Annotated in this window: 27 protein-coding genes and 1 tRNA gene; 17 read left to right on the top strand and 11 right to left on the bottom strand. The window is 61.3% G+C overall.

The features are described from left to right. Positions 1 to 140: 140 nt before the first annotated feature. Positions 141 to 971: a hypothetical protein gene (locus tag OA90_RS08215; RefSeq protein WP_208986036.1), complete on the bottom strand. Its 831-nt coding sequence runs from the start codon at positions 969 to 971 to the stop codon at positions 141 to 143. A 652-nt stretch (positions 972 to 1,623) separates the two neighbouring features. On the opposite strand from OA90_RS08215, the gene OA90_RS08205 reads away from it, so the two are divergent. Next, positions 1,624 to 2,112, top strand: coding sequence for a universal stress protein (locus OA90_RS08205; RefSeq protein WP_068409333.1), 489 nt, complete (start codon positions 1,624 to 1,626; stop codon positions 2,110 to 2,112). Positions 2,113 to 2,447: 335 nt separating this feature from the next. Here OA90_RS08205 and OA90_RS08200 read toward each other — a convergent pair. The 3 genes from OA90_RS08200 to OA90_RS08190 all read right to left on the bottom strand — a co-directional run bounded on the left by OA90_RS08200 (position 2,448) and on the right by OA90_RS08190 (position 6,180). Then, positions 2,448 to 2,523 (bottom strand) — tRNA-Thr (locus OA90_RS08200). 269 nt (positions 2,524 to 2,792) lie between these two features. Next, positions 2,793 to 4,715 (bottom strand): heme biosynthesis HemY N-terminal domain-containing protein, encoded by a 1,923-nt coding sequence (locus tag OA90_RS08195; protein WP_068409331.1) that lies wholly within the window; start codon positions 4,713 to 4,715, stop codon positions 2,793 to 2,795. Positions 4,716 to 4,842: 127 nt separating this feature from the next. Continuing rightward, positions 4,843 to 6,180 (bottom strand): hypothetical protein, encoded by a 1,338-nt coding sequence (locus tag OA90_RS08190; protein WP_068409329.1) that lies wholly within the window; start codon positions 6,178 to 6,180, stop codon positions 4,843 to 4,845. A gap of 58 nt (positions 6,181 to 6,238) precedes the next feature. On the opposite strand from OA90_RS08190, the gene OA90_RS28495 reads away from it, so the two are divergent. Then, complete coding sequence (locus OA90_RS28495; protein WP_156510433.1) at positions 6,239 to 6,409, top strand: hypothetical protein; 171 nt, start codon at positions 6,239 to 6,241, stop codon at positions 6,407 to 6,409. A 534-nt stretch (positions 6,410 to 6,943) separates the two neighbouring features. Here the strand turns inward: OA90_RS28495 and OA90_RS08180 are convergent. Further along, positions 6,944 to 7,660 carry a uroporphyrinogen-III synthase gene (locus OA90_RS08180; RefSeq protein ID WP_068409325.1) on the bottom strand — a complete coding sequence of 239 codons (717 nt, stop codon included), beginning with the start codon at positions 7,658 to 7,660 and terminating at the stop codon, positions 6,944 to 6,946. A 2-nt stretch (positions 7,661 to 7,662) separates the two neighbouring features. Then, a complete protein-coding gene (hemC, locus tag OA90_RS08175; protein ID WP_068409323.1) occupies positions 7,663 to 8,589 on the bottom strand; it encodes a hydroxymethylbilane synthase in 927 nt (308 codons plus the stop codon). Positions 8,590 to 8,721: 132 nt separating this feature from the next. Here hemC and tsaD point away from each other — a divergent pair, with 132 nt between their 5' ends. The 13 genes from tsaD (at position 8,722) to OA90_RS08110 (ending at position 18,820) form a co-directional block, all read left to right on the top strand. Beyond that, positions 8,722 to 9,792 (top strand): tRNA (adenosine(37)-N6)-threonylcarbamoyltransferase complex transferase subunit TsaD, encoded by a 1,071-nt coding sequence (gene tsaD, locus OA90_RS08170; protein ID WP_068409765.1) that lies wholly within the window; start codon positions 8,722 to 8,724, stop codon positions 9,790 to 9,792. Between the two features lie 102 nt (positions 9,793 to 9,894). Further along, entirely contained in the window at positions 9,895 to 10,398 is a 504-nt protein-coding gene (locus tag OA90_RS08165) for an NUDIX domain-containing protein (RefSeq protein ID WP_068409321.1), read from the top strand. 26 nt (positions 10,399 to 10,424) lie between these two features. Continuing rightward, on the top strand, positions 10,425 to 10,901 hold the full coding sequence (locus OA90_RS08160; protein ID WP_068409319.1) for an NUDIX domain-containing protein: 477 nt from the start codon (positions 10,425 to 10,427) through the stop codon (positions 10,899 to 10,901). Next, the gene (locus OA90_RS08155; protein ID WP_068409317.1) at positions 10,888 to 11,895 is read left to right on the top strand and encodes an NAD(P)H-dependent glycerol-3-phosphate dehydrogenase; all 1,008 of its coding nucleotides are present in this window, start codon (positions 10,888 to 10,890) and stop codon (positions 11,893 to 11,895) included. Before OA90_RS08160 ends, OA90_RS08155 begins: the two co-directional genes overlap by 14 nt. A 154-nt stretch (positions 11,896 to 12,049) precedes the next feature. Continuing rightward, on the top strand, positions 12,050 to 12,340 hold the full coding sequence (locus tag OA90_RS08150; RefSeq protein WP_068409316.1) for a YciI family protein: 291 nt from the start codon (positions 12,050 to 12,052) through the stop codon (positions 12,338 to 12,340). Next, entirely contained in the window at positions 12,341 to 12,766 is a 426-nt protein-coding gene (locus OA90_RS08145; RefSeq protein WP_068409313.1) for an EVE domain-containing protein, read from the top strand. 34 nt (positions 12,767 to 12,800) lie between these two features. Continuing rightward, complete coding sequence (locus OA90_RS08140; RefSeq protein ID WP_068409311.1) at positions 12,801 to 13,478, top strand: methyltransferase; 678 nt, start codon at positions 12,801 to 12,803, stop codon at positions 13,476 to 13,478. A gap of 166 nt (positions 13,479 to 13,644) precedes the next feature. Beyond that, positions 13,645 to 14,817: a M20 aminoacylase family protein gene (locus OA90_RS08135; protein ID WP_068409309.1), complete on the top strand. Its 1,173-nt coding sequence runs from the start codon at positions 13,645 to 13,647 to the stop codon at positions 14,815 to 14,817. A 282-nt stretch (positions 14,818 to 15,099) separates the two neighbouring features. Then, positions 15,100 to 15,894, top strand: coding sequence for an ATP-binding protein (locus OA90_RS08130; RefSeq protein WP_068409307.1), 795 nt, complete (start codon positions 15,100 to 15,102; stop codon positions 15,892 to 15,894). A gap of 1 nt (position 15,895) precedes the next feature. Beyond that, on the top strand, positions 15,896 to 16,669 hold the full coding sequence (locus OA90_RS08125) for a sulfite exporter TauE/SafE family protein (protein WP_068409306.1): 774 nt from the start codon (positions 15,896 to 15,898) through the stop codon (positions 16,667 to 16,669). 141 nt (positions 16,670 to 16,810) lie between these two features. Continuing rightward, complete coding sequence (gene leuB, locus OA90_RS08120; RefSeq protein ID WP_068409764.1) at positions 16,811 to 17,923, top strand: 3-isopropylmalate dehydrogenase; 1,113 nt, start codon at positions 16,811 to 16,813, stop codon at positions 17,921 to 17,923. An 80-nt stretch (positions 17,924 to 18,003) separates the two neighbouring features. Beyond that, on the top strand, positions 18,004 to 18,423 hold the full coding sequence (locus OA90_RS08115; protein ID WP_068409304.1) for a hypothetical protein: 420 nt from the start codon (positions 18,004 to 18,006) through the stop codon (positions 18,421 to 18,423). Positions 18,424 to 18,430: 7 nt separating this feature from the next. Next, positions 18,431 to 18,820: a VOC family protein gene (locus tag OA90_RS08110; RefSeq protein WP_068409302.1), complete on the top strand. Its 390-nt coding sequence runs from the start codon at positions 18,431 to 18,433 to the stop codon at positions 18,818 to 18,820. Positions 18,821 to 18,886: 66 nt separating this feature from the next. On the opposite strand, the gene OA90_RS08105 is transcribed toward OA90_RS08110, so the two are convergent. Continuing rightward, the gene (locus OA90_RS08105; protein WP_068409300.1) at positions 18,887 to 19,339 is read right to left on the bottom strand and encodes an Lrp/AsnC family transcriptional regulator; all 453 of its coding nucleotides are present in this window, start codon (positions 19,337 to 19,339) and stop codon (positions 18,887 to 18,889) included. Positions 19,340 to 19,456: 117 nt separating this feature from the next. On the opposite strand from OA90_RS08105, the gene OA90_RS08100 reads away from it, so the two are divergent. Then, entirely contained in the window at positions 19,457 to 20,434 is a 978-nt protein-coding gene (locus OA90_RS08100; RefSeq protein ID WP_068409298.1) for a nucleoside recognition domain-containing protein, read from the top strand. A gap of 124 nt (positions 20,435 to 20,558) precedes the next feature. Here OA90_RS08100 and ampH read toward each other — a convergent pair whose 3' ends face one another. Next, positions 20,559 to 21,677: a D-alanyl-D-alanine-carboxypeptidase/endopeptidase AmpH gene (gene ampH, locus OA90_RS08095; RefSeq protein ID WP_068409760.1), complete on the bottom strand. Its 1,119-nt coding sequence runs from the start codon at positions 21,675 to 21,677 to the stop codon at positions 20,559 to 20,561. A 148-nt stretch (positions 21,678 to 21,825) separates the two neighbouring features. Continuing rightward, positions 21,826 to 22,908: an AraC family transcriptional regulator gene (locus tag OA90_RS08090; RefSeq protein WP_068409296.1), complete on the bottom strand. Its 1,083-nt coding sequence runs from the start codon at positions 22,906 to 22,908 to the stop codon at positions 21,826 to 21,828. Positions 22,909 to 23,036: 128 nt separating this feature from the next. Here OA90_RS08090 and OA90_RS08085 point away from each other — a divergent pair, with 128 nt between their 5' ends. After that, positions 23,037 to 24,068 carry an alpha/beta fold hydrolase gene (locus OA90_RS08085; protein ID WP_068409294.1) on the top strand — a complete coding sequence of 344 codons (1,032 nt, stop codon included), beginning with the start codon at positions 23,037 to 23,039 and terminating at the stop codon, positions 24,066 to 24,068. Between the two features lie 16 nt (positions 24,069 to 24,084). Here OA90_RS08085 and OA90_RS08080 read toward each other — a convergent pair whose 3' ends face one another. Together OA90_RS08080 and OA90_RS08075 are read right to left on the bottom strand one after the other, a co-directional pair. Further along, a complete protein-coding gene (locus OA90_RS08080; protein WP_068409292.1) occupies positions 24,085 to 24,330 on the bottom strand; it encodes an NnrT protein in 246 nt (81 codons plus the stop codon). Continuing rightward, on the bottom strand, positions 24,327 to 24,515 hold the full coding sequence (locus OA90_RS08075; RefSeq protein WP_068409290.1) for a hypothetical protein: 189 nt from the start codon (positions 24,513 to 24,515) through the stop codon (positions 24,327 to 24,329). The genes OA90_RS08080 and OA90_RS08075 overlap by 4 nt, the downstream gene beginning before the upstream one ends. Between the last annotated feature and the right edge of the window lies 1 nt (position 24,516).

Raw genomic sequence — 24,516 nt, 5'->3', positions numbered from 1 at the left:
CCCTTCGGCATACCGCACCCCGGTGGCCAGGCACATACGCCTCCTGAGGATGCAAAAGGCTGTCTCTCGGGATGACGACGTGAGCGCGATCGGCTTTGAGCGGTGTGCACGGACCGGTGACAACCTGGACCGCCCGAACCTCAATGCCCGGCGGTGCGCCTGGCGTGCTCTATCAGCGCTGCGATGCGCGCGACGTTCTTCTGCTCGGTCGGCTGCGGCAGCTCCAGGTGCTCCCCGCCATACATGCGTTCACGGCGCATGCGGATCTTTCTGCGCTGCAACTCGCTGATCCCGTCCGGCAGCTCCATTCCCGCCCGGTCAATGCCGATGAGGATACGCTGAAGATCAGGAACAAGTTCGGAGGAAATCGTGAAGCGGGCGCCGTCCACCCGCCGCTTGAAGACAAGCGTCTTTGTGCTCTGCTCGCCATTCAGAAGCACCGCGGAGCGCGGACCGCTGGATCCGATCGTTGCCTGAAACCAGGCAGCCAGGCCGGGAGCCTCCCACAAGCGGACTTCCATCTTCGAAAGCTGCTCATAAAGGACCCGGACCCTCAGGCCCAACTGGGTGAACTCGAATCCGTTGCCGAAAAAACGCACCCAGGAGGTTTGCTGACGCACCGCAGCCGTGAAAAACACCAGCGAACCGGCCGCCGGCGCGAGGCAAAACAGAGAGAGGAGCGCAAGCCCGCCAGTGGTAAGTCCCATGCCGATGAAAGCAAGCGAAAACAGTGGGATGCCAAGCGCGAAACCAATGAGATCCAGAACCAGCACCGACGGCCGGGACACCGGCCGGATCGCCCCGGAAGGGGCGCTTGGCCTGGGCAGCGCCGCGTAAATACCGGCGGCGGCCACAAGACACAAAAGGCTGCTCAGCATCGACATGAAGAAAAACCCGCCGACGACTGCAAGCACACTGAGGCTCAGCGGAACGAGCCGCCGGATAAACTCGAGTTTTGCCGTTTTGCCCACACCGCTCTCCATGCATTCAAACAGCGGAACATTCTTGAAATAAGGAAGACTTGCTGATTCTTTCATTGAATCAACTTGGGCGCCTTAAATCAAGCAACGGTTTCGGCAATCCAAAATCAAAGTAACCATCCGGAAAATACGGATCGTAAAAACGCAATGTATAAAAGTGTCAGTAACTGATGATTTGAGCCTGTTAAGCCGAAGGGCGGTCACACTGCGCTCTCAAACTGGCTGAATTGATTTACGAGAGTATTGTTGCGCTTGTGTGAGCATACGTCATCAGCATTTTCATGTCTCGGCGTCCTGGAAATCGACGCCACCCTTGGTGCATGGGGCAAAGGCTTTGACGCGGCTCTTCGCAGCCGGATTGATGTCCTTCGGATCGTTCAGAAAGCGACTGTCTCCAGCGTTGCAAAATCTTGAAAACCAGAAAGGTTTCCTGCGATCTTGTGCCTTGGCGCCAATCATTTTCTGAACGACCTGAAAGTACAATTTTATGAGTCCACACCTGGTACAGCTTCAAAAACCCAATGAAATTCGCAAAAGATGTTGATTTCACGCACCAGCAACATTCTGCCATTTGGGGAACACTTCATATCCGGGCAGATTATCCCTAGTGTCATCCGATGAATATAAGGTCGCTGGACATAGCATGCACAAAATCCTGATACCGGTGGACGGTTCTGTCCACTCAATGAAAGCACTTAAGATCGCAGCAGATTTGGCCGCGAAGTATCAGGGACGCCTATGCATTCTCCATGTTTTGCTGAGGGGCAAGGCTGCCAGTGATCTGATGGCATTGGATATATCCAGCCAATTCGATAAACCATTGCAACAAATCCTGAACAAAGCGATCTCGGCCAACTTGGGCCCGGCTCCCGACAAGATACTCAACAAGATCGGTGAGATAATCCTTGATCACTTTGCAGAGAAAGCCAGAACGCATGGCGTCGAGTTTGAATTGTTACCAATCGTCAGCGGGAAGCCTGCGGATGAGATCCTCAAGATGCAGGAAAAAATAGAGGCTGGCACAATTGTTATGGGGGCCAGAGGCGTTAGTCATTCTGACAGCTCAACTTTCGGAAGTGTTTCACAAGAGATTTTCAATCGTGCCCAGTGCACATGCATTTCAGTGAAATAAGCTAGGGTACGGATCTGTAATTGCAGAGCTCGGCGGTGTAGATCCCTTGAGGGTTTCATGGATCTGTGCGCACTGACCGAAGCGAGACCGGTTGGTTCATAGCCGCTTCCCGCTATTGGCCTCATCTGCCCGGTAATTCTGCCGGTTCCAACTTCCTTGCCAACCTGGTTGTTTCAGCATGGGCGTATCGCATCAGCATATTTGTGGCTCCATGTCCGCTGATCGATGCCATGCTTGAACCCGCTGTGCCCAGAACGTACCAAAGCAGCTTTGTTCAACTGGAATTCTATGTTGCAGGAAGAGCAAAATAGACAATTAATTCAAGTGTCTAGATATGGTGCCGCTTGCAGGACTCGAACCTGCGACCCCATCATTACGAATGATGTGCTCTACCACCTGAGCTAAAGCGGCGATCTACCTGAAAATACAGGCAAGGCGCTATATGGCGCATATCCCCGGTGTTGCCGGGTGCGCCGCTAATTACCGGAGCTTGGCACCGGATGCAAGAGGCTAACTGCGAGTTCCGCAAAGGATATCACATCTGGCTCGCCACAGCCCGTCTGCGTGCGCCATTTTCGGCCCTGCGGGTCGGATTTGGATGGAATCCCCCCCGTCGCTGTCCCGGCCTTGAGCCGGGACCGGCCGGTTGGCCCAGAGCAAGACCCGCAGTCACCGGAAACTCAATTGAAGAACCGGGGCCTCGGCTTCTTGTCCGCGGTGTCTTCGTCGTCGTCCGGCCCCGGATCGTCGGGCATGCGGGTCAGGGCGAATTCGATCGGACCGTTCAGTTCTTCCTTGCCGGGTATCGGATTTTTATCCACCGGCTTGCTTTTGCCTGGCTCGCCCGCGCTGGATGTCACCGCCGGCTTTTCCGTGGCCGAAGCCTCCTTCGGGGGCCCGTCCAGCTTCGGTGCGTTGTCCGCCTTGATTGGTTCGGACGGTTTGACTGGTGCGGATTTTTCGGGTTCAGCCGTCTTCTCCGCGGCCTTCGGCGTTTCCGGCAAGTCGTTCAGCGGCGGGGTAAGACCGACGTCATCCGTTGTCCCCTCATGGCCCTTCACGCTCTCCTTGTCCGGCTCAACCGTTTCCGGCGAAGCTTCGGTCTTCGTCTGCGCTTCCGGTTCCTTTGAGGCCGGCTTCGGAGCAACTGGCTTCGGCGAGACCGGCTCGGGCGTCAGATCGACAGTTTCCAGGTCGTCCCCGGGTTTATCGGCCTTTGCCTCGGACGACCCGAGGGAAGAGGAAGCTGCCGCCACAGCGGCAGCCGGAAGTGCCGGCGCCTCGAACACACTGTCTTCCAGAAGGACGCTCTCTTCATCGGACAGGCCGCCGGGTGTCACCCAGTTGAAGGCGTCCAGCTTGCCGGTGACCGGGGAGACCGCCTGCCAATCGGCGGAAACGACCCCATCGGCCATCCACACCTTGTCGAGCGGCGCCTTGATGGCGCGCGCGAGCCAGTCGCGCATCCGGCCCCTGTCGCCATGTTCGGCTTCTTCCACTTCCGCCATCAGCAGGAACGCCTTGCGGGACGGCTCGGACTGCAGAACCTTTTTCAACTGTGCCCGGGCTTCGTCGAATTCCCGCGCCTCCAGAGCCGCCTGTGCGACCGCAAGAGCGCCTTCCCCCGTGTTGGCGCGTTGAGCAGACAGGGATTTGACCCGTTTCAGCCGGTCGACGGCAGAGTCCCCCGTGCGCACATGGGCATAGGTTTCCGCAAGTTCGGGATGCGGGAAAAGCCGCCAGGTCGTTTCCAGCACCTTCGACGCCTTGCGGATATCGCCGCGGCGCGTGGCCAGGCGCGAGGTCAGCACGGCCGCAGGCACGAGATCCAGCGCCATGCCGTGCGCTTCCTTGGCGAGCGAATAGGCCCGTTCCGGCTCACCGTCCTCAAGCTTTTGCGCAAGCGCGGTCAGGATGACGGCACGCTGACGGCGATAGGTTTTCTTGTCCATCATCTTGGCGGCGTAATTGCGCTCAAGTGTCTTGAGTGCCTCGTCCCAATGATGGGCCACGGCCTGGTAGCCGAGCACCGCCTTGCCGGCCCACTCCAGGCCGGGTGAGGTTTTCGCGGCTTCCTCGGCATAGTGCCGGGCGGCAACAGGCTCCCGGTGACGTTCGGCTTCCACGAAAAGCCCGTGCAGCCCAAGAGCCTTTGTCCGCGGATCCTCAAGCATCGCCTCGAAACGGCCGCGCGCCTCGTCATCCTTGCCGGCAAGTTGCGCCGTCTGCGCCAGCAGAAGTTTCGCTGCCGGCTCGTCGCTCAGCAGCCGGTCCGCATCCACCGCATGACGGCGCGCCTGTTTGGAATTGCCTGTCCCCAGCGCGATCAGCCCCTGCGACAGGGCCTGATACCCCTTGTCCTTGCGCCGGCGCTGAAAAAACCGGCTGGCGATATGCGGTGATTTCAAAATCACGCGAATGACCCAGACGACCGCGAGGAAGATCGCCAGAAGCACACCGGCGACAACGGCGACGACCGCCGGCGGCTGTTCCCAGACATAACCGTTCCAGCTGATCGAGATCATGCCGGGCACATCCGACAGCCAGGCAAAGCCCACTGCAAGGGCGAACAGTATCGCGAAAAAAAGAAGGACGCGGATCATTCAGTACGCTCCCAAGGGTTGCCGGCCATCGCCGGCCCAAAATCGTCCACAGTATCCGGCGTTCGGGCGAACATGGGCAGGATACGGTGGAATTTCATAACCCGTCAGCCGCAATATCGGCCGCCGGTCAACTGTCTTTTGCCGCAAGGGCATTCAGCACTTCCTGCGAGGCCTTGTCGGTCAGCTCATCTACCTCGACCCGTGCCTCGGCCCGCGCGGCCCAATCGCTCGCCGCTGCCTGCCCTGCCTCCGGCAGGGTCTTGTAGGCTGCCAGCGCCCCGTTCAGGTCTCCGCCGGCGACAGCATTTTCCATCCGCCGCAGCGCGGCCTCCGGCCCGGTCCCGTCGGCATCGCCCGGCCCACGCACCGCGACGAGAGACTTTGCACTGGCAAGCAGGCTGTCCAGCATGTCGGCCGAACGGTCAGGTTCGGCGAAGGTTTGATAGATCTTGCGCGCCTCCGCCGGAAATTGAGCGATCAGGACGGCAACCGGTTCAACACCGGTCCCGGAATATTTTTCCAGCGCTTTCAGATCCATATCGGCGGGCAGGCCCGCCTTGACCGCCGTCAGTTCGGTTTCGTAGGGACGACCGGAATCGACGGCGGACCGGAGCGCGGAGACCGAGAGCGCCCGCGCGGCCACTTCTCGCGCCGTCGCGTCGCCCATGGTTGCTTCCACCTTGGCCACCCGCTTGGAAAGCGTGTCCAGTTCGGCGCGGATGTCTTCCAGCGCGGAGCTGTTGGCCGAGCCGACGGATTTTATGTCGGCGGCAAGACTTGAGAGCGTTTCCGTCGCCCGGGCCTGGCTGTCGGCAAGGGTTTTCAGCGAAACATCCGAAGTGGATACCGCCGTTTGCGCCGCTTTTGCCGTCGCTTCGGTATTCTGCAGCTGTGTCTCGAGCTTGCTGAGCGTGGCTTTCAGTTCCGTCAGTCCGGTTTCCACCCCGGAGACCGATCCGGACAGTTTGTCCGCTTCCGAAGAGGTGGAGCTTGTATCGCTTTCAAGCTTCGAAAGGCGCGTTTCCAGGGGTGTCAGATCCACCTGGCTCTGATCTTTCGCGGCCGTTTCCAGCGCCGTCAGCCGGGTTTCCAGCGGCGCGAGATCGGCCGGACCGGCTTCGCCGGAGCCACCCGTTGCCGAGGCAACGCCGCTGCGCAGGTCCGCCACCTCTTTCTGCAATGCGTCAATGGCGGGAGAGACGTCGGCCGGAGCCGCCGACACAGCGCCCTGCAGTTTCGTTTCAAGATCTGAAACCTTCGCCTCCAGCGCAGTGACGGCGTTCGCCGGATCCTGCCTGCTCACGGTCGAGGTCACATTCTCAAGTTTGCTCTCCAGGTCGGCGATCTTGCGCTCCGCCGAAGATAGCGCGCTGGTCACTTGCTGGTTTTGCTCCGGCGACAGTTTGACGATCCCGGCCTGATAGAGGCCGTATCCGCCACCGAGAACCAGAACACCCCCGATCACCGCCGCGACGATAACCCCAAAAGCGCCGATACCGCCGCGGTCTTGCGCTGCAGGCGGATTGGAAAAACTCGTCGACCCGGGCGGACGGGAGCCCGCGCTGGAAGCCGACGGACGGCTCGTGCCGGTGGACGTTGCCCCCGTGCCCGCGGATGATGTGCCCGCGGATGACGCCGTGGAAGAGGCGCCCGTGGTTGTGGACGACGTGGAGGAGGCAGGTTTGTTGCCGTAGGAACTCCCGGTAGAACTCCCTGTCGGACTGCCGGTCGAACCCGTTGTCGTCCGGGTGGATGAACTTCCCGTGGAGCTGAATGAAGAGCCTGTTCCCGTCGAGCCGGGTTTCGTGGTGGCCGAGGATGATCCCGAAGGCGGCACGGATGTGCCCCCCGAAGATGTCCCGGCAGATGAAGGAGTGCTTCCCGGCCGCGTAGAACTCGTCGAGCCTGTCGATGATGTCCCGCCCGGCGAAGCCGTGGACGCAGGTTTCGCACTTACTTTTTCGGCCGCAAGGTCGATCGTGACCGGGCGCTTGGAGGAGGTGGAGGACGTGGATGCTGGGTCGGGTTTGCCCGACGATCCGCTTCCGCCTGAAGAGGACGTCCCGCCAGAAGATTTATTGTCCGTCGTCATCTGCACTTCTCCCGAACCTGCCCCGGCCCCGGAACCGTCAGCTCCAAGACCTTCACTATACACGCCTCTTTGCGAAGCGGTACCGCCGTGCGCAAGACTTTTCCGCGCCGCAATAGAAGGACTCCCCCGGATCTGGTTAACACTCCGCTAATACCAGATCCAGAAGCGCCGTTTCGCAAGGTGCATTCGCAACTTGTACACTCTTGAACCCGGCAAACGGTTCCGCCGCATGCGACGAAATGGCGTAGATATGCAAATCCGGCACCACTGCGTCGAGCCCGGAGGATTTCAACAACGACAGCAGCGTCTCCGCCGTTCGCCTCGAATAGACAAGCACACCGTCATAGGCTGCTCGGCTCAGCGCCGTCACAATTCCGGAAGGCAGTTTCTCCGCGGGATCCATACGGTAGACAACCTGCGTGCGGCAGGCCAGGTTTGCTGTCTTCAGGAAGCTCGCCAGATCTCCCGCCCGGTCTTCTGCCGCTGGATAGAAGACCGCACCCGGACCAAGTCCTGCGCGCTCGCGGAGAATGAGCGCACCCAGCGCCGCGAAATCCCCGCCTGCGGACCGCACGTCCTGAAATCCCGCCTGTCTGCAGCCTTCGGCCGTCGCCTCCCCCACAGTGAACACGGGAAGATCCAGGAGTTCTCCGATTTGAGCGTGTTCGCGCAAAACGGACACCGCACGCCGGCTTGAAACCGCAACGGCGGATACGCCGGAAAGGTCGAGCGGTTCAAGAGGCAAAATTTGAAATTCCAGAACCGGTGCTTCGTCAGCCAGGTGACCGGCGGCCCGCAACTTGTCCGCTGTTCGCTTGCAGTCGGGCTGAGGCCTTGTCACCAGAAATCGCATGGTCAGTGATCCTGGAAAAATCCCGAGCCCATCAGTGCTTTCAGGGTCTCGCCGGCCGAAATACCGATCTCTACCGCACGTGCCGGCGCGCCGCTCCCGGAGGTCACATGCGCCTCCGAACCGTCCGGCCTCAATACGATGCCCCTGAAATGCAGCATTCCGTCCCGGAGGGTCGCCAGTCCGCCGATGGGCGTGCGGCACGAGCCGTCGAGAACGGCAAGGAAGGACCGTTCCGCGTCCAGCCGGACCTGCGTGTCGAGATCGTGAATAGCCGCGAGCATTGTGCGCGTGGCGTCGTCGTCTGTCCGGCTTTCGATGCAGATCGCCCCTTGCCCGACTGCCGGCAGGAAATCGTCGACTTCCAGAAGACTGGTGATTTCGCCTTCCAGCCCAAGCCGTCTCAATCCCGCGGCCGCCAGAAGCGTCGCGTCCACCTCGCCCTCCGCCAGCTTGCGCAACCGGGTCTGCAAGTTGCCGCGATACATCACGACTTCAATGTCCGGCCTCAGCCGCTTGATCATCGCCTGCCTGCGCAGGGAGCTGGATCCGACAACAGCGCCCTGCGGCAGATCCGTCAGCGTCTTCGCCTTGGGCGACAGGAAGGCATCGCGCACATCTTCGCGCGGCAGAAAAGCCGTCAGCTCAAGACCGGCCGGCAAAACCGTCGGCATGTCCTTGGAGGAATGAACAGCAAGATCGATCCGCCCGTCCATCAGCGCTTCCTCGATCTCCTTGGTGAACAGCCCCTTGCCGCCTACTTCCGACAGGGGTCGGTCCTGGATCCGGTCGCCGGAAGTCTTGATGACGACGATCTCGAAAGCGTCCTCGGCGAGACGATGGGCGCTCATCAGCCTGTCGCGGGTTTCTGCAGCCTGCGCCAGCGCCAGCGCGCTGCCTCTCGTGCCGATGCGCAAAGGATTTGATTGCAAGGTTTACCGTCCGGATGTTACGCCCGGCAGGAAATGCGCCGGGAAACTGATTTGCTTCATTGAGATGTCCTAGCACAGGCCAGCACCGCAAGACCAATGACCTCAGTCAATTCAAATGACAATGCGACCAATCTGACGGTCCTCGGTATCGAAACGAGCTGCGACGAAACGGCGGCCGCGGTTGTTCGCGGCCCGCTGAACCGGCAGATCCTGTCAAACACCATCCGCTCGCAGATCGCCGAGCATACGCAATTCGGCGGCGTGGTGCCCGAAATTGCCGCGCGCGCGCATATCGACATCCTCGACAGGATCGTTGCCGAAGCCATGCACGAGGCTGGCTGCGGCTGGGAGGACATCGATGCTGTCGCGGCCACCGCCGGGCCCGGCCTGATCGGCGGCGTCATCGTCGGTTTCATGACGGCCAAGGCCATCGCCATGGCAGCCGGCAAGCCGATTGTCGGCGTAAATCACCTGGAAGGCCATGCGCTGACCGCACGCCTGACTGACGATCTGGACTTCCCCTTCCTGCTTCTGCTTGTTTCCGGTGGCCACAGCCAGTTCCTCCTGGTGCGCGGCGTCGGCGACTACGAACGCCTCGGCACGACCATCGACGACGCCATCGGCGAAGCCTTCGACAAGACCGCCAAGCTGCTCGGCCTGCCTTATCCGGGTGGACCGCATGTGGAAAAGATGGCGGCAAAGGGAGACGTGACACGGTTCCGGCTGCCGCGCCCCCTGCTCGACCGGCCGGGTCTCGACATGTCCTTCGCAGGCCTGAAAACAGCTCTCAGAACACAGGCCAAGAAGCTGGAGCCGGTTGACGAGCAGACTGTCGCCGACCTGTGCGCCGCATTCCAGCGCTCCGTTTCCGACGTGCTGGCGGCGCGGACAAGATCCGCCCTCGACCTTTTCCATGAGCGGCATCCGGACGCGGAGCCGGTGATCGTCGTTGCCGGAGGCGTCGCCGCCAATCAGGAAATCCGGCAAAGCCTGCTTGATGCCGCCAATGCGGCAGGGGCCCGTTTCGTCGCCCCGCCGATGGCGCTCTGCACGGATAATGCCGCCATGATCGCCTGGGCGGGCATCGAACGGCTGCAACAGGGCCCGGTCGACGACATGGCCTTGTCGCCGCGCCCGCGCTGGCCTCTCGATTCGCAAAGCGCCGGTGTGCTCGGAGCCGGCAAGAAGGGCGCCAAGGTCTGAAGATCAACGCCCGGTTTATTCGTTCCAATCGAAGCTTGGCCCTTTTGCGCGGACCGCGAGCCTGTTAGGAACGCATGGTTTCAAACAAGGACATTTTCCGCTATGCGGCTCTTCCACAAGGCCTATGTCTACCTGACGTGCGGCACGGATCTTCTGGTTTTCGACGAACCGGATGATCCCTATCTCGGGCTTCAGGTTCCCGGCGGCACGATCGATCCGGGCGAAAGCTTCCTGCATGGCGCCATGCGCGAATTTGCCGAGGAGACCGGGCTGAGCATCGACGCGGCCTTCGAACACTTTTCCAGCCAGGATCTGCCCTTCGAAACCATCGCTCCGGTCGGCCAGTTCCGTGCCCCACCGGACCGGCCGTTGAAGGGCCGTCACATCCGGCGAAATTATCACGTACGGCTGGCCGATAAACCACGGGACACCTGGGAGCACTACGAGATGTTTCCGAGCGGCGGCGGCGATCCGATTCGCTGCCGGTTCTCCTGGATCGATCTCTTCAGCACGAAAGCGCTCGACGAAGAAAACTTCTTTGCCGCGTTCGGGGCACCTCTGGACGCCCTGCGCACCCGCCTGCACCGCCCCGCAAAAACCCCCTGAGGACACCCGGCTTCAAGGATTTCAGCGTGAAACTCTACCACAAGGCCTATGTCTATCTGACCTGCGGACCGGAACTTCTGGTGTTTATCGAACCGGATCACCCCAACCCGGACCTCCAAGTTCCCGGCGGCACTCTGGATCCGGGCGAAAGCTATCTCCAGGCTGCCAGACGCGAGTTTTTCGAGGAGACAGGACTTTCGTTGGATATCGCGCTCGAATCGTTCGCGGACCAGGATCACATCATCAAAGATGTGCCCGGATGTCTCCCCGGCTTGCATCGGCGGCGGCACTTTCACGGTCGCATTCGTGAAAAACCCGCTGCAGAATGGGAACACTACGAAATGACGCCGAGTTCAGGCGGACCGCCAATCCGGTTCCGCCTGTTCTGGGTCGATCTTTTCGCCAACGATGCGCCGCCCAGGATCATGTTCTTTGAAGAATTTGGAGCGCAGCTTGATACACTACGGTCGCGGATGGAAAGGCAGAACGATGGGCGCCATTAAGACAGTCGGCGTCATTGGCGGCGGGGCCTGGGGAACGGCTCTGGCCCTGACGGCTGCCCGCGCCGGGCGGGAGGTTCGTCTGTGGGCCCGCGACCCGGCGATCGTCTCCGATATTCGCGCCCGCCGCCAGAATGCCGCCTATCTGGCCGGCATCACCTTCGATGAAGACCTCAACGCCACAAATTCACTGGCCGAGGCCGCGGATGCCGATGCCCTCCTGCTGGTCACCCCGGCGCAGACCACCCGCGCCATGCTGGCCGCCCTTAAAAAGACCGGCAAGGCGCGTGGGCCGGTCGTTCTATGCGCCAAGGGCATCGAACAATCCTCCGGAAAGCTGCTGTCGAAGGTCATGAGCGAGGAACTGCCCGGCGTGGAGCCCGGCGTTCTCTCGGGGCCAAGCTTTGCCGACGATGTGGCGCGCGGCCTGCCAACGGCGGTCACGATTGCCGCGACCTCGACGAAAACCGCGCTCAGCCTGTGCGAGGCATTGCAATCGCCGAGTTTCCGGCCCTACGCCTCGATTGACATTCTCGGCACGCAGATCGGCGGCGCGTTGAAGAACGTTCTGGCGATTGCCTGCGGCGCCGTTGCCGGCCGCAAGCTCGGCGCCAGTGCGCAGGCGGCGCTGACGGCGCGCGGCTTTGCCGAACTCTCCCGCCTCGGCGCTGCCATGGGTGCGCAGAGCGAAACGCTGACGGGTCTTTCAGGCCTCGGCGATCTTGTTCTGACCTGTTCCTCCACCCAGTCACGCAACTTCTCCTTCGGCCTGCGGCTCGGTGAAGGTTTCATGGCGTCCGACCTGATCTCGGCCGGTGGAAAACTTGCTGAGGGCGCCTATTCGGCGCGCGTCGCCGTCAAGCTGGCGGAAAAATACGATGTCGAGGTGCCGATCTGCGAAACCGTCGCCCAGATGATCGACGAGGACCTCACCATAGACGACGCGCTCAACACCCTGATGGCCCGGCCACTGAAGGCGGAGACGGCGGGCATTTGACCGCAGGGAGATCCGGAGCCCTCGCGCCATTCTGCTTGCTGAGGCAACGGCATTTGCATATCGCACGGAACCGCGAAGAAATTTTCTCCCATTGAGTTTGCTTCCTCACCACCCTAGGTTCGTGCGGAATTCGACAATCTGAGGATCTCGTTTCATGCTCTATGCCCTGATCTGCACCGACAAGCACGGTGCCCTGCAAACCCGTCTGGACAATCGCGCGGCGCATCTGGAATTCCTCAAGGGCCTGGGCGACAGTCTGAAGGCTGCAGGTCCTTTCATGGACGACGACGGCAACATGACCGGCTCGCTCGTGGTGATCGAAGCGGCCAACCGCGATGAAATCCTCGCCATTTCCCAGGAAGATCCCTATGCGGCGGCCGGTCTGTTCGAAAGCGTTGAAATCCGTCCGTGGAACTGGGCGATCAAGAATCCGGAGACGAAATAAGTGCAGTACTGGCTGATCAAATCAGAACCGGACAAATGGTCCTGGGAACAGCAGAAAGCCAAAGGCGACGCCGGCGAACAATGGGACGGGATCCGCAACTACCAGGCACGCAACAACATGCGCGCCATGGAGATCGGCGACCAGGCGTTCTTTTACCATTCCAATATCGGCAAGGAAGTGGTTGGCATTGTGAAGGTCTGCAGCGAGATCCATCCCGATACCACCATCGACGACCCGCGCTGGGAATGCGTGGACTTCAAGGCTGTCCGCGACGTGCCCAAGCCGGTGACGCTGGCCGACGTCAAGGCGGAACCGCGCCTTGCCAAGATGGCCCTGGTCACCTCCATGCGCCTGTCGGTCCAGCCGGTCACCGAAGAGGAATGGAAGATCGTCTGCGAAATGGGCGGCCTGAAGACACCTGCCTGAACATCTCTGGCAGCTTACCGAAGTGATGAAGCGAATGACGCCGATCAAGGATCCCATCGACTTCATCCGCCGGGAGACCCGGATAAAACCGGTACCGCATGCGGAAGAAATCCGCCTGCATGTGGCCGATGAGGCCATGGCGTTGTGGCAAAAGACCGAGGAGGATCTTGGCGAACTCGGTCTCGCGCCCCCTTTCTGGGCCTTTGCCTGGGCAGGCGGCCAGGGTCTTGCCCGCTATATTCTCGACACGCCCGAACTCGTCGGGAGCAAGCGGATTGTCGACTTTGCCTGCGGCTCCGGTCTTGTGGGCATAGCCGCCATGATGGCCGGTGCCACCTCCTGCCACGCGGTCGATATCGACCCCTTCGCCCTTGCGGCCACCGGCCTCAATGCGGAACTCAACGGCGTCGTGCTCGGTCTCGAAATGAAGGACATCACCACTTCGCCGCTGCCGGAAGCCGACATCGTCTTTTTCGGTGACGTTTTTTACGACAGGGAGATGGCGGAAAAGGTGCTCGGACTGATAGACAGGTTGCTCGACCGGGGCACGGATGTACTGGTCGGCGACCCGGGTAGATCCTACCTGCCGAAGACCCGGCTGACTGAGCTCGCCTCCTACAATGTCCCGGTTGTCGGCGCACTCGAGGACAATGAAATCAAACGCACCCGTGTCTTTCGCATGACGAAAGAAAATCCGGTATTGGCAGGTTAGCGCAGGCTGTCCACTACCCTTGTCCGGGCACAAAAGTTTTTCTCCGGGGCCACTTCCCCTTTTTGCCGCTTGAGGTAGTTTATTGCCAACACCTTCCGCTTCGGCGACGGGGTCCGGGGTGGGCCTAGGCTACGCCATCTGATCCGCTGTTTTTCAGGAGTTCTTCATGCCCGTTATTAACCGCCTTGCCGACCTGACCGACGAGATAACGGCCTGGCGCCGCGATCTCCATGAGAATCCGGAAGTTCTCTATGAGACGGTCAGGACCGCTGGCAAGGTGTCTGAACTTCTTGAGAGCTTCGGCGTGGACGAGATCACCACCGGTATCGGCAAAACCGGCGTCGTGGGCGTGATCAAGGGCAGGAACGGCGGCGCCGGCAGGACCATCGCCCTGCGCGCCGATATGGACGCCCTGCCGATCGAGGAGATCACCGGCAAACCCTATGCGTCCAAGGTACCCGGCAAGATGCACGCCTGTGGCCATGACGGGCACACCGCCATGCTCCTGGGCGCGGCGAAGTATCTCGCCGAAACGCGCAACTTCGATGGCACCGTCGTGGTGATTTTCCAGCCGGCCGAAGAAGGCGGCGCAGGAGCCAAGGCGATGATCGAGGACGGGCTGATGACCCGTTGGCCGATCGAGGAAGTCTACGGCATGCACAATTACCCCGGCCTGCCGGTTGGCGAATTCGCCATCCGCAAGGGCGGGATCATGGCGGCAACGGACGAGTTCCTGATCCGCATCACCGGCCGCGGCGGTCACGCGGCCAAGCCGCACGAAACCATCGACCCGATCGTCGTCGGCGCACAGATGGTAAGTGCCCTGCAGACCATCGCCAGCCGCAATGCCAACCCGCTCGATTCCCTCGTCGTCTCCGTGACCGTTTTCCAGGGGGGCAATGCGTTCAACGTCATTCCGCAGGACGTGACGCTGCGCGGCACCGTGCGCACCCTGTCCCCGGAGATGCGCGATCTGGCGCAGCAGCGCATGGAAACCATCGTCAGCTCGGTTGCGGAAACATTCGGCGCGACGGCGGAACTGCAGTTCACCCGCGGCTACCCGGTCACCGTCAATCACGACGCCCAGACCGACTTCGCGGCGCAAATCGCCGAAGGTATTTCCGGTGTGGGCAAGGTCGACCACAACATCGAACCAATGATGGGCGGCGAGGATTTTTCCTACATGCTGGAGGAACGCCCCGGCGCCTTCATCTTCGCCGGCAACGGCGACAGCGCCGGTCTCCATCACCCGGCCTATGATTTCAACGACGATCTGATCCCCGTCGGCTGTTCCTACTGGGTCAAACTGGTCGAAACCGCCATGCCCGCGGCTGCCTGACCTGCAGGGTTTCTTTCTCTTAGCCGTCCGCATCCGGGAGTGCATAGCTAACGTAGGACAGTCCCCTTCACCGTCGTCATACCCGGACTTGATCCGGGCATCCATGCCGCTTGATATCTCCAGGCCCAACCTTGGAAGTTCGCTCCGTCGTGGCATGGATCACCGGGTCAAGCCCGGTGATGACCGCAAATAGAGGATGGACCGAGTTTCGTTTTCCAAATTAACGCCTGACGCTTTAAGCTGGCGCAAGTCGTTGCAGCAATTTTCCCGGAACTATCCGATATGACGCTTTCCCCGTTCAAACTCTCCTTTCTGGCGGCCTATGTGCTAGCAGGGGCCGTGGTCGGTGTTCTGGTCATTCATCCCCTGAACCTGTTGGTGATCTGGTGGGAACTGGCGCGCTCGCCCGAGACGACTCCGAACCTGTTCCAGTTTATCAACGCCCGGCTGTGGCTGCTGATCCTGCCCCGCCACATTGATGTGGCGGTCGCCTATACGGCCCTTGGCGCCGTCATCGGCCTCGCCTTCGGCATTTTCACGCGCAACTACATACGCACATCCGAGGCCTACCGGTCTTTGCGCGAGGAACAGACCGCCCTTATCCCGGACTTGATGCGGCAGGGGGAGACACGACGGGTTGAATTCAAGTCCTCGCTGCGCTGGGACCTGAAGGAAAAACACGTCAACCGGGAGCTGGAAAAGGTCATCGCCAAGACGATTGCCGGGTTTTACAACGCCGAGGGCGGCCAGCTTCTCATCGGCGTTGACGACAATGGCCGGCCGCTCGGCCTCGACCATGATCTGGCGACCCTGAAGAGCCCCGATCTCGATTCCTTCGAGCGCACGATCAACGACATCGTTTCCAGAAATCTCGGCGGCGACCTGTGCCCCTATCTGCATACCGTCTTTGCCAGGGTGGAGGACAAGGATGTCGCCATGATCATCGTCAGCCCGGCACCGCGCGCCGTCTATCTTGAGGAAAACAAGGCCTCGGTGTTTTATCTGCGCAGCGGCAATTCCACCCGCAGGCTCGACGTGCGCGAAGCGGTCAATTACGCCAACACGAGATGGTCTTGACATGAGTGCATTTCTGGACCTGCTGCTCCCCGGGCAGCTGAGCACTGTGTCCTCTCTTCTTCTGGTGCTTTTCAGCTTCGTCACCTCCGCGATAACCGCCGCCGTCGGGCTTGGCGGCGGTGTGAGCCTGATCGCGGTCATGGCCACCCTGATGCCGGCAAGCGCTTTGGTCCCGGTTCACGGTGTTGTCCAGTTCGGTTCGAATGCCGGTCGGGCACTGGTGCAGTTCAGGCATATCGACAAGCTGATCGTGCTCTGGTTCGCCATCGGTGCCGCATTCGGCGCTGCGCTCGGCGGCGCGATTGCCATGGAACTGCCGGAAGCCGTCCTGAAGACAGGCATCGGACTTTTTGTCCTCTGGGTTGTCTGGGGCAAGGCTCCGAAACTGGGCAAGGTCCGCAAGCGCGCCATGGCCGCCGCCGGTTTCGCATCCACGTTCCTGTCGATGTTTTTCGGCGCCGCCGGTCCTATCGGCGGTGCGGTTCTTGCCACGCTCGGTCTGCCGCGCCACGGGTTTGTCGCCAATCAGGCCGCCACGGCGCTGATCATGCATGTTTTCAAAATCATCGCCTTCGGCCTGCTCGGCTTTGCATTCGCTCCCTGGGCAGGCCTCATCGTGCTGATGATCGCCAGCGGGTTCCTGGGAACTCTCGCGGGCAGCCATCTGCTCGGGCGAATGGATGAAAAAACCTTCAGGATCGGCTTCAGATGGGTGATGACCGCACTGGCCCTCAATCTTCTCTGGCAGGCCGGGCGGTCCTGGTTCGGCACCTGAGCGACAGACCCGCATGGTTCCCGAATTGACCTTTCGCCTCTCCACGCTTGAGTTCTTCGCAACCGGCTTTGCCTTGAAAGACCCGGGCTGACGCGGTAACTCAGCGCAAACGAATTTCCAACAATGCGGGATGGAACGTCCATGGCTTCTCAAAATCTTCTGCTTCTGCCGGGTGACGGCATCGGCCCGGAAATCATGCCGGAAGTGAAAAAGGTCATCGCCTGGTTCAATGCAAAGGGCGGCATGTCCTTTGAAACCGACGAGGGCCTTGTCGGCGGTTCGGCCTATGATGCCCACGGCCAGTCGATTTCCGAGGAAGACATGGCCAAGGCCATGGCGGCGGACGCCGTCATCTTCGGCGCTGTCGGCGGCCCAAAGTGGGACGACGTTCCCTATGAAGTGCGTCCGGAAGCCGGCCTGCTGCGCCTGCGCAAGGACATGCAGCTCTTCGCCAACCTGCGCCCCGCCATCTGCTACCCGGCCCTTGCCGATGCCTCTTCCCTCAAGAAGGACATCATCGAAGGCCTCGACATACTGATCGTGCGCGAGTTGACCGGCGGCGTCTATTTCGGCGAGCCGAAGGAAATCCGGGATCTCGGCAACGGCCAGAAGCGTGGCATCGACACCCAGGTCTACGACACCTACGAGATCGAACGCATCGCCGGGGTCGCTTTCGAGCTGGCCCGCACGCGCGGCAACAAGGTCACCTCCATGGAGAAACGGAACGTGATGAAGTCCGGTGTTCTGTGGAACGAAGTCGTCACCCAGACCCACAAGAACGCCTATCAGGACGTTCAACTGGAGCACATGCTGGCCGATGCCGGCGGCATGCAACTCGTCCGCTGGCCCAAGCAGTTCGACGTCATCGTCACCGACAACCTGTTCGGCGACATGCTGTCCGACGTTGCCGCCATGCTGACCGGTTCGCTCGGCATGCTGCCGTCCGCCTCCCTCGGCGCGCCGGATGCTGTCACAGGCAAGCGCAAGGCGCTGTACGAACCCGTCCATGGTTCGGCTCCGGACATTGCCGGAACCGGCGCCGCCAACCCGATCGCCATGATCGCCAGCTTCGCCATGGCACTGCGTTATTCCTTCGAGGAAGTCGCCGCCGCCGACAAGCTGGACAAGGCGATTGCCAATGCCCTCGACAAGGGCCTGCGCACCAAGGATATCGCCTCGGAGGGTCAGGCGACCATCTCGACCTCTGAAATGGGCGACGCCATCGTTGCCGAACTGGACGCGCTCGGCGCCTGACGGCATCATCAGTGTTTGCACCTCAAGCCGCCAGCGGGTATCCCGGTGGCGGCTTTTCCTTTCTAACCGCGGTTACACAGATGAACGAAGACAAACTCGCCCCCTTTCTCGGCACCTGGATTCTTGATGCGGAGGAAAGCGACTTCGAACAGGGTGACCCGCCGAAAAGCGCCACCTTGAAGATCGAGGACAATTTCGGCATGGCCGTGTTCACCATGAACCAGGTCGATGCGGACGGCCAGATCACCAACGACACCTTCGAGGCGATGCCCGACGGGCCAGAGGTCAAGCTGGGCAAAAGCGGTCTGGTGGACGCCATGCGGCTTGTCTTTCAGGGCGACGACAAGCTGGTTTCCGAGGCCCGTCGCGGCGGGCTGACGCTGATGAAGGCGGAGCGCGAACTGTCTGACGACGGTGGCACCCTGACGGTCACCCAGACCGTGCATCTTGTCGATGTGGCAAGCTTCACCAACATCACCGTCTACCGCAGAGCGCAATAGGCTCCTCATGAAACAGGTCATCGGCGCTCTCGCACTGGTCGTGCCCGATTATGACCTGGCGATCGCGTTCTACACGCAGAAGCTCGGCTTTGACCTGATCGAGAACACCCGGCTTTCAGACGGCAAACGCTGGGTGCTGGTCGCCCCGAGGGGCAGCACGGAAACCCGCCTTCTGCTAGCACTCGCCGCCAACGACGATCAGCGCGCCGCCATCGGTAACCAGACAGGCGGAAGGGTGTTCCTGTTCCTTGAGACGGATGATTTCGACCGCGACCATCAGGCGATGCTGGCTGCCGGCGTTACCTTCCTTGAGGAACCGCGCGTTGAGCCTTACGGCAAGGTGGCCGTGTTCCAGGATCCATTCGGCAACAAATGGGACCTGATCGAGCGGGCCTGACAGCCTGCGTGGATCGCCAGGCGCAATGCCGCAACGATGCTCCGGCCGCCGGCAAACGGCACATGTTCAAAGCTCAATTGCCGATTCCTCCTTGGCTGTCCGAATCACGATCATTGTGAAGAAGCGCGCCACATTGTTGTTGTCGCGGAACAGCCTGTCGCTAAGAGCATCGAATTCCTCCATATCGGTCAGGCGCAGCATCAGGACAACATCAGTCTCGCCGGTGACCGAATAGGCGTTTGAAACGGCTTCTTCCGCGCTCGCGATATCCAGAAAGCGGCGCATGTGCTGCTCACCGTGCAATTTCAGCTCCACGGTCACCAGGGCCTTGATCCCGCGTCCCGCCCTTGCCGGATTCAGGATGGCAACAATACGGTCGATCATCCCCGATTTGCGGAGCCGCTGCAGGCGGCGCAGGCAACTGGAAGGAGACAGACCCACCTTGTCGGCCATATCGACATTCGTGCGCGACGCGTCGCGCTGAAGGAGATTCAGAAGCTTCCGGTCAATCCGATCCATCCCCCCAGCATATCCAGCGCATACGCTCTTGCAATAAAATTGCATGAATTTGCAATCTTTGACCACAAATTCGAAACAGCTCAAGTTAGGAAATGGGCAGACACAGAGGAAGACCCGATGCCCCTTTTGATGACCATCTTGCGCAAAACACCGGAAACACTTGAAATCTACTGGGTGCTTGCCCGGATCATGGTGCCTGTCACCATCATCACCGAGGTCTTGTCGCGGATGGGCGTGATCGATGCCGTGGCCCCGGCTCTAGCACCTGTCATGAAACTCTTCGGTCTTCCCCCGGAACTCGGGCTGGCCTGGCTGACGGCGATGCTGGTGGGGATCTGGGGCGCTCTGCCGCTCATATTCACGCTTGTTCCCGTCTCCTCCCTGAGCGTGGCGGATGTGACGGTTTTCTCCGCCCTCATCCTGTTCGCCCACGGCCTGCCGATCGAGCAGAAGATCATTCAAAAGGCAGGTCCGGGCATGATCGCGACGACAAGTCTGCGCGTTGCCGGCGGCGTGCTCTACGCCTTCATCCTGCACCAGATCCTGGCGGCCACCGGCTGGTTGTCGGACCCCGTAGACCCGACCTGGCTTCCCATGAGCGCGACACCCGATTGGACAGCATTCTTCCTCGATCTCGGCGAGACCATGATCTGGATGTTCATCGTTCTCGTTGTCTTGTTCTGGGCTCTGGAACTTCTCAAGGCGACCGGACTGCTGGACCTAATGATGACGGCAATCACCCCCCTGTTGCGTCTGGCCGGTATTCGCGGGGAAGCCCGCCATCTGACCGCGGTCGGATTGTTCCTTGGCATCTCCTACGGCGCCGGCCTCCTGATCCGCGAAGCGCAATCGGATTGCCTGTCGCCGCGCCAGATATTCCTGTCATGCGTGTTCATGGGCTTTGCCCACAGCGTGATCGAGGACACCCTCCTCATGATGTCCCTCGGCGCTGATGTCTTCGGCATTCTTGTCGGCAGGATCGTATTCGCCGTGGCGGCAACAGCCGCAATCGCCGTTCTGCTCGGGCGCCTGTCCGACAAAACCTTCTTTAGTCGGATCTTTCGGCGCAAAATCATGACGGCGGACACACGATAAGCCTTGAACGCAAGCCCGCTCCGGACGACATCAAGGCGCTCCGCTTCTTTCTTGCAAACAGCCTGACCCAACCCGAACCGGGCCATTCCCATGGAACGCGGGCTCCCCGCCTTCACAGCCGGCCTCAGCGTGGTGCCAGAACGGCGATCAGGTCGTTGACGACGTTTGCCATTTCCATGCTGGCGGAAAAGTTGAACTGGCTGATCGACATGAAAATGCCGACGCCCCGGCTCGGCGCGAATGCCAGGTAGCTGAACACCCCGTGGCTGCCGCCGGCCTTCTGGATGATCAGCGGGCGGTCGCCTTCCGGCATCATGATGACCCAGCCGAGGCCCATGGCGCTCATGTGGCCGGATTCATCCAGGCCGTAGACCGGATCCATGCCGTCCCGCATCGCCCAGACCGCATGGCTGATCGCCCGCGCTTCCATGCCTTCGCTGCCGAACCGGTCGAGGTTCCACTCCAGATAGCGCAACATGTCGTTGGCCGTGGTGTAAAGCTGCGAGGCGCCGGACCTGTTGGGGATCGGCGCCCCCGGGTCCATCTCCTTGCCGTTCCAGTCGTAACCGGTCATGACGGTGCCGCTGGCCGGCCTTGCATAGCCCGTCGCATTCAACCCGATCGGATCGAGCACCTTTTCCTTCAGCAGCGCCTCATAGGGCTGATCCGCCGCCCCGGAAAGGGCCATCGCCAGCAAATCGAAACCGATGTTGGAATAAAGCAGGCCGGTGCCGGGTGCGAACAGCAAACCGGCGTCCTTCAGGTTGGCCCTGAACGAAGCGTCGCTGTATTTCTCGACATCCGGGACCTGCTCCAGTTCGCGGGGCAGGCCGCTGGCATGGGTGGCAAGATCAACGAGGCGGATCCGGTGACCGTCGCGCTCCGGCAGCGTCTCGACCAGATCGATCAGCGGTGCGGCCGGGTCCGTCAGGGCCACCGTGCCCTCGGCGGCAAGGTTTGCAAGCGTCAGCCCCGTGAAGGACTTTGTGATGGAACCGACGCCGACAGCCGTATCCCCGTCCGGCGCCACGCCGCTGCCTTTCCTGGTTTCGCCGATGCCGAACACCGCGGTCTCGCCGTTGCGCACGGCGCCGATGATCAGACCCGGCACGGCCGTGTCGAGATAGAAGATCTCTGCGGTGAACTCCAGGGTCTCGGAAAGCAGCGCGTCCTCGGCCGCCGCCGGAATCGCCGCCGGAGTCGCGGCTGCGAGGAAGGCAAGGGTGATGGCTTTGAATTTCATGGAGATATCCTGCTTGTTGAAGACCCGTCCGCACCCCAAAGTTGCGATTTGGTCACGGTAACTTCCAGGGAACTGCCATGCCAGAAAAATGTAATCCGGGTGGCATTGAACGGCAGTCACACCCCCGCGTCGGTCGAAAGAGCCTAACTCAGCCCTGCCCGGACCCGGTTCGATCTGCTTCTTGTTCCGCTTCTTGTCTCGGGCCGGTGGACAGCCGGTATTCTTTCGGCGATTGACCGTAGACCCGCTGGAACTCGCGATAGAAATTCGACCGCGTCATGAACCCCGATTGCTCTGCGATCCTGGCAACGCTGTCCTTGCTCTCAACCAGCAACCGGGCCGCATGCACCAGCCGGAACGTGTTCACATATTGCGACATGTTCGATCCCTGGGTCCGGTTGATCGCGGCAGACAGGCTGCGCGCCGGCAGGTGGAGACGTCTGGCAAGCCGTTGAACGGTCAGGTCCGCTTCCAGAAACAGCTGATGCTCCTCCATCAGCTTGCGCAGCCGCGCCTCGAGCGCCGCGTCCTCGGTTCCGGCTTCAGGCACCGGCTGCGCGGCGGTACGAGACCGGGAAACCATTAACGGCAGGGTGACAAGCGCCGCCAGCAGCAACAGGATCAGCGGGACGGCGCCATAGGAGATCAGACTGACGGCGTTGCTGCCCCGATTGAGCGCGAAATCGAGCGCGATCGCGGTGTCCAGAACCAGCAGGAAAACAAGAAAACCGATGCCGCGCAGGATCCAGTTCGACAGGCTGCGGGTGGTGTCGACGCGCGCGAAGATCAACGCGTCCGGCCCTTTTCGCCAAACTCTGTAAAGGGCGAAAGCGTAAACCGCATAGCTGATACTGATCAGCCAGTCGAAAACCCCCGGGTCCTCGGTAAGCAGACCGATCAACCCCAGCGCAACGACCGGCGCCCCCAGGTGCACCAGGAGGAGCCGGACGAGATCGCGCTTCTCAACCGTCATCGAGACAAATCCCAGATACAGAAAGGGCGCCAGAAACAGCGGCAAGCTGCGTTGCAGTGGGATCAAGGCATCGAACCCGTAGCCGAACCGCAGGGCGACGAAATAGGAGGAAACGGCGCCCACCGCGAAGAAGGCCGAGAACAGGGCATTGGCCCGGACAGGACCCAGCTCCAGCCGCCAGACCAGGATGGCCAGCACGCTGCACAACAATGCGGTGAGCATCGGCAGTGGAAAACTGACCAGCGCGGGGCCGTCCATCTGTCCTCTTTCTCTCGGGGCCTGTCCTGGATCAGGATGCAGGACAGATATAGACGGCCCAAGTCGTTGATACAAATTGGTTTGCCGCCCAGCTTCGATATCACCTGAAACCAGTATCGGTGCTTGAAATGAAACTCATAGCCTTTCTTCTTGCCGCGTTTTTGACAGCATTTGCAGCAACGGCCGAGGCTCAACCCTATCAGGCGGGCATGCGTGTCCTGGAAATCGCGGACCCTGATGGCGACCGCGATCTCGAGGGTTTCCTGTGGTATCCGACGCACACGGCCGGGCCGCTGACAGTCGATCTCGACAGCAAGGTCTGGGCCGGAACGCAGGTGGTGAAAGAGGCCGCTGCCGCAGACGGGCCGTTCCCGCTTGTCGTGCTGTCGCACGGCATGTACGGCAACGCCTACAATCAGGCCTGGCTAGCCGGAGCCCTGGCCCGGCGCGGTTATGTCGTGGCAGCGGTCAGCCACCCCGGCACCTCCTCCTGGTCGCGGAACCCGGAGCTGACGCGCCAGCTCTGGCAACGGCCGAAGGATGTGTCCCGCGTCATCGACCACGCACTCACCTCCCCGGATCTTGCGCCCCTCGTCGATCCGGACAGGGTGTTCATGGCCGGCCATTCGCTGGGCGGGTTCACCGCCCTCGCCCTGGCTGGCGGCCGCTACGATGCCGCGCGGCTGAAAGCGTTCTGCGATCCGGCACCGGACGAACTGGTCTGCGGCATTCTTCGAAACTGGAACATCGCGCGGACGGACGAAGACCGGGCGCAAATGGAAGCGGACCTGTCCGATCCCCGGATCAAGGCCTTCGCTCTGTTCGACCTCGGCGGCACGCAAAGTTTTTCCGGCGCCAGTCTCGCCCGGATCGATCGGCCCATGCTGATCTACGGAGCCCCGATCATGAATTCCGGCCTGACCCTCGACATCGAATCCCGCGCCCTGGTCGCCGCCTTGCCGTCCGGCAAGGTCCGGTACATCGAGCCGGAAACCCTGTCCCACTTCGATTTCCTCGGGGTCTGCAAACCCGGCGGCTTCGACCTTCTGGCAAAAGAAGAGCCTGGAGACGAGATCATCTGCGCGAACGGCGGCGCGGAGCGCGTGGCCAAACACGAGAGCATCATCGAAGACGTCAGCCGTTTCTTCTCGCAGCGGTAGGAAGAAGCCTTCCCGCTCATTCGCGCGGCTCGGCCTTGTCCATCAGGCCCTTGATGTGCCGCGCGAAGGCCCAGGTGGCCGGCAGGCCCAGTACGAGCCCGCCGGCAACGGCTTCCTGGGGCGTCATCACCCGCCAGCCGATCCAGCTGAAGATCAGCGAGGCAAAAAACAGGTTCACAGCGGCGGCGCCCGCACCGAAAGGATAGAGCGCGACAAGCAGTCTCCAGCCCGGACGCGGCTTGCTGTCGGGAACCGCGCTCATCGCCGGGCGACCAGCCAATGCACGGCTGCCAGCGCAAGCAGAAGTCCGACCGAGGCGGAAAGGAACCAGAACTCGGCGGTCGCCGATTGCGGATTGGGGATCGGCCTTTGACCGCCGGCGGCAAGGGCCTGGACCGGAACCGCCAGCGATGCCCAAAGGGCGGCAAAAACGGAAAGGAAGCGCATA

Source organism: Labrenzia sp. OB1, assembly GCF_001624695.1.
Lineage (GTDB): Bacteria > Pseudomonadota > Alphaproteobacteria > Rhizobiales > Stappiaceae > Roseibium.
Note: the sequence above shows the minus strand (reverse complement) of the source record. Positions and strands in the feature narration are given on the sequence as shown.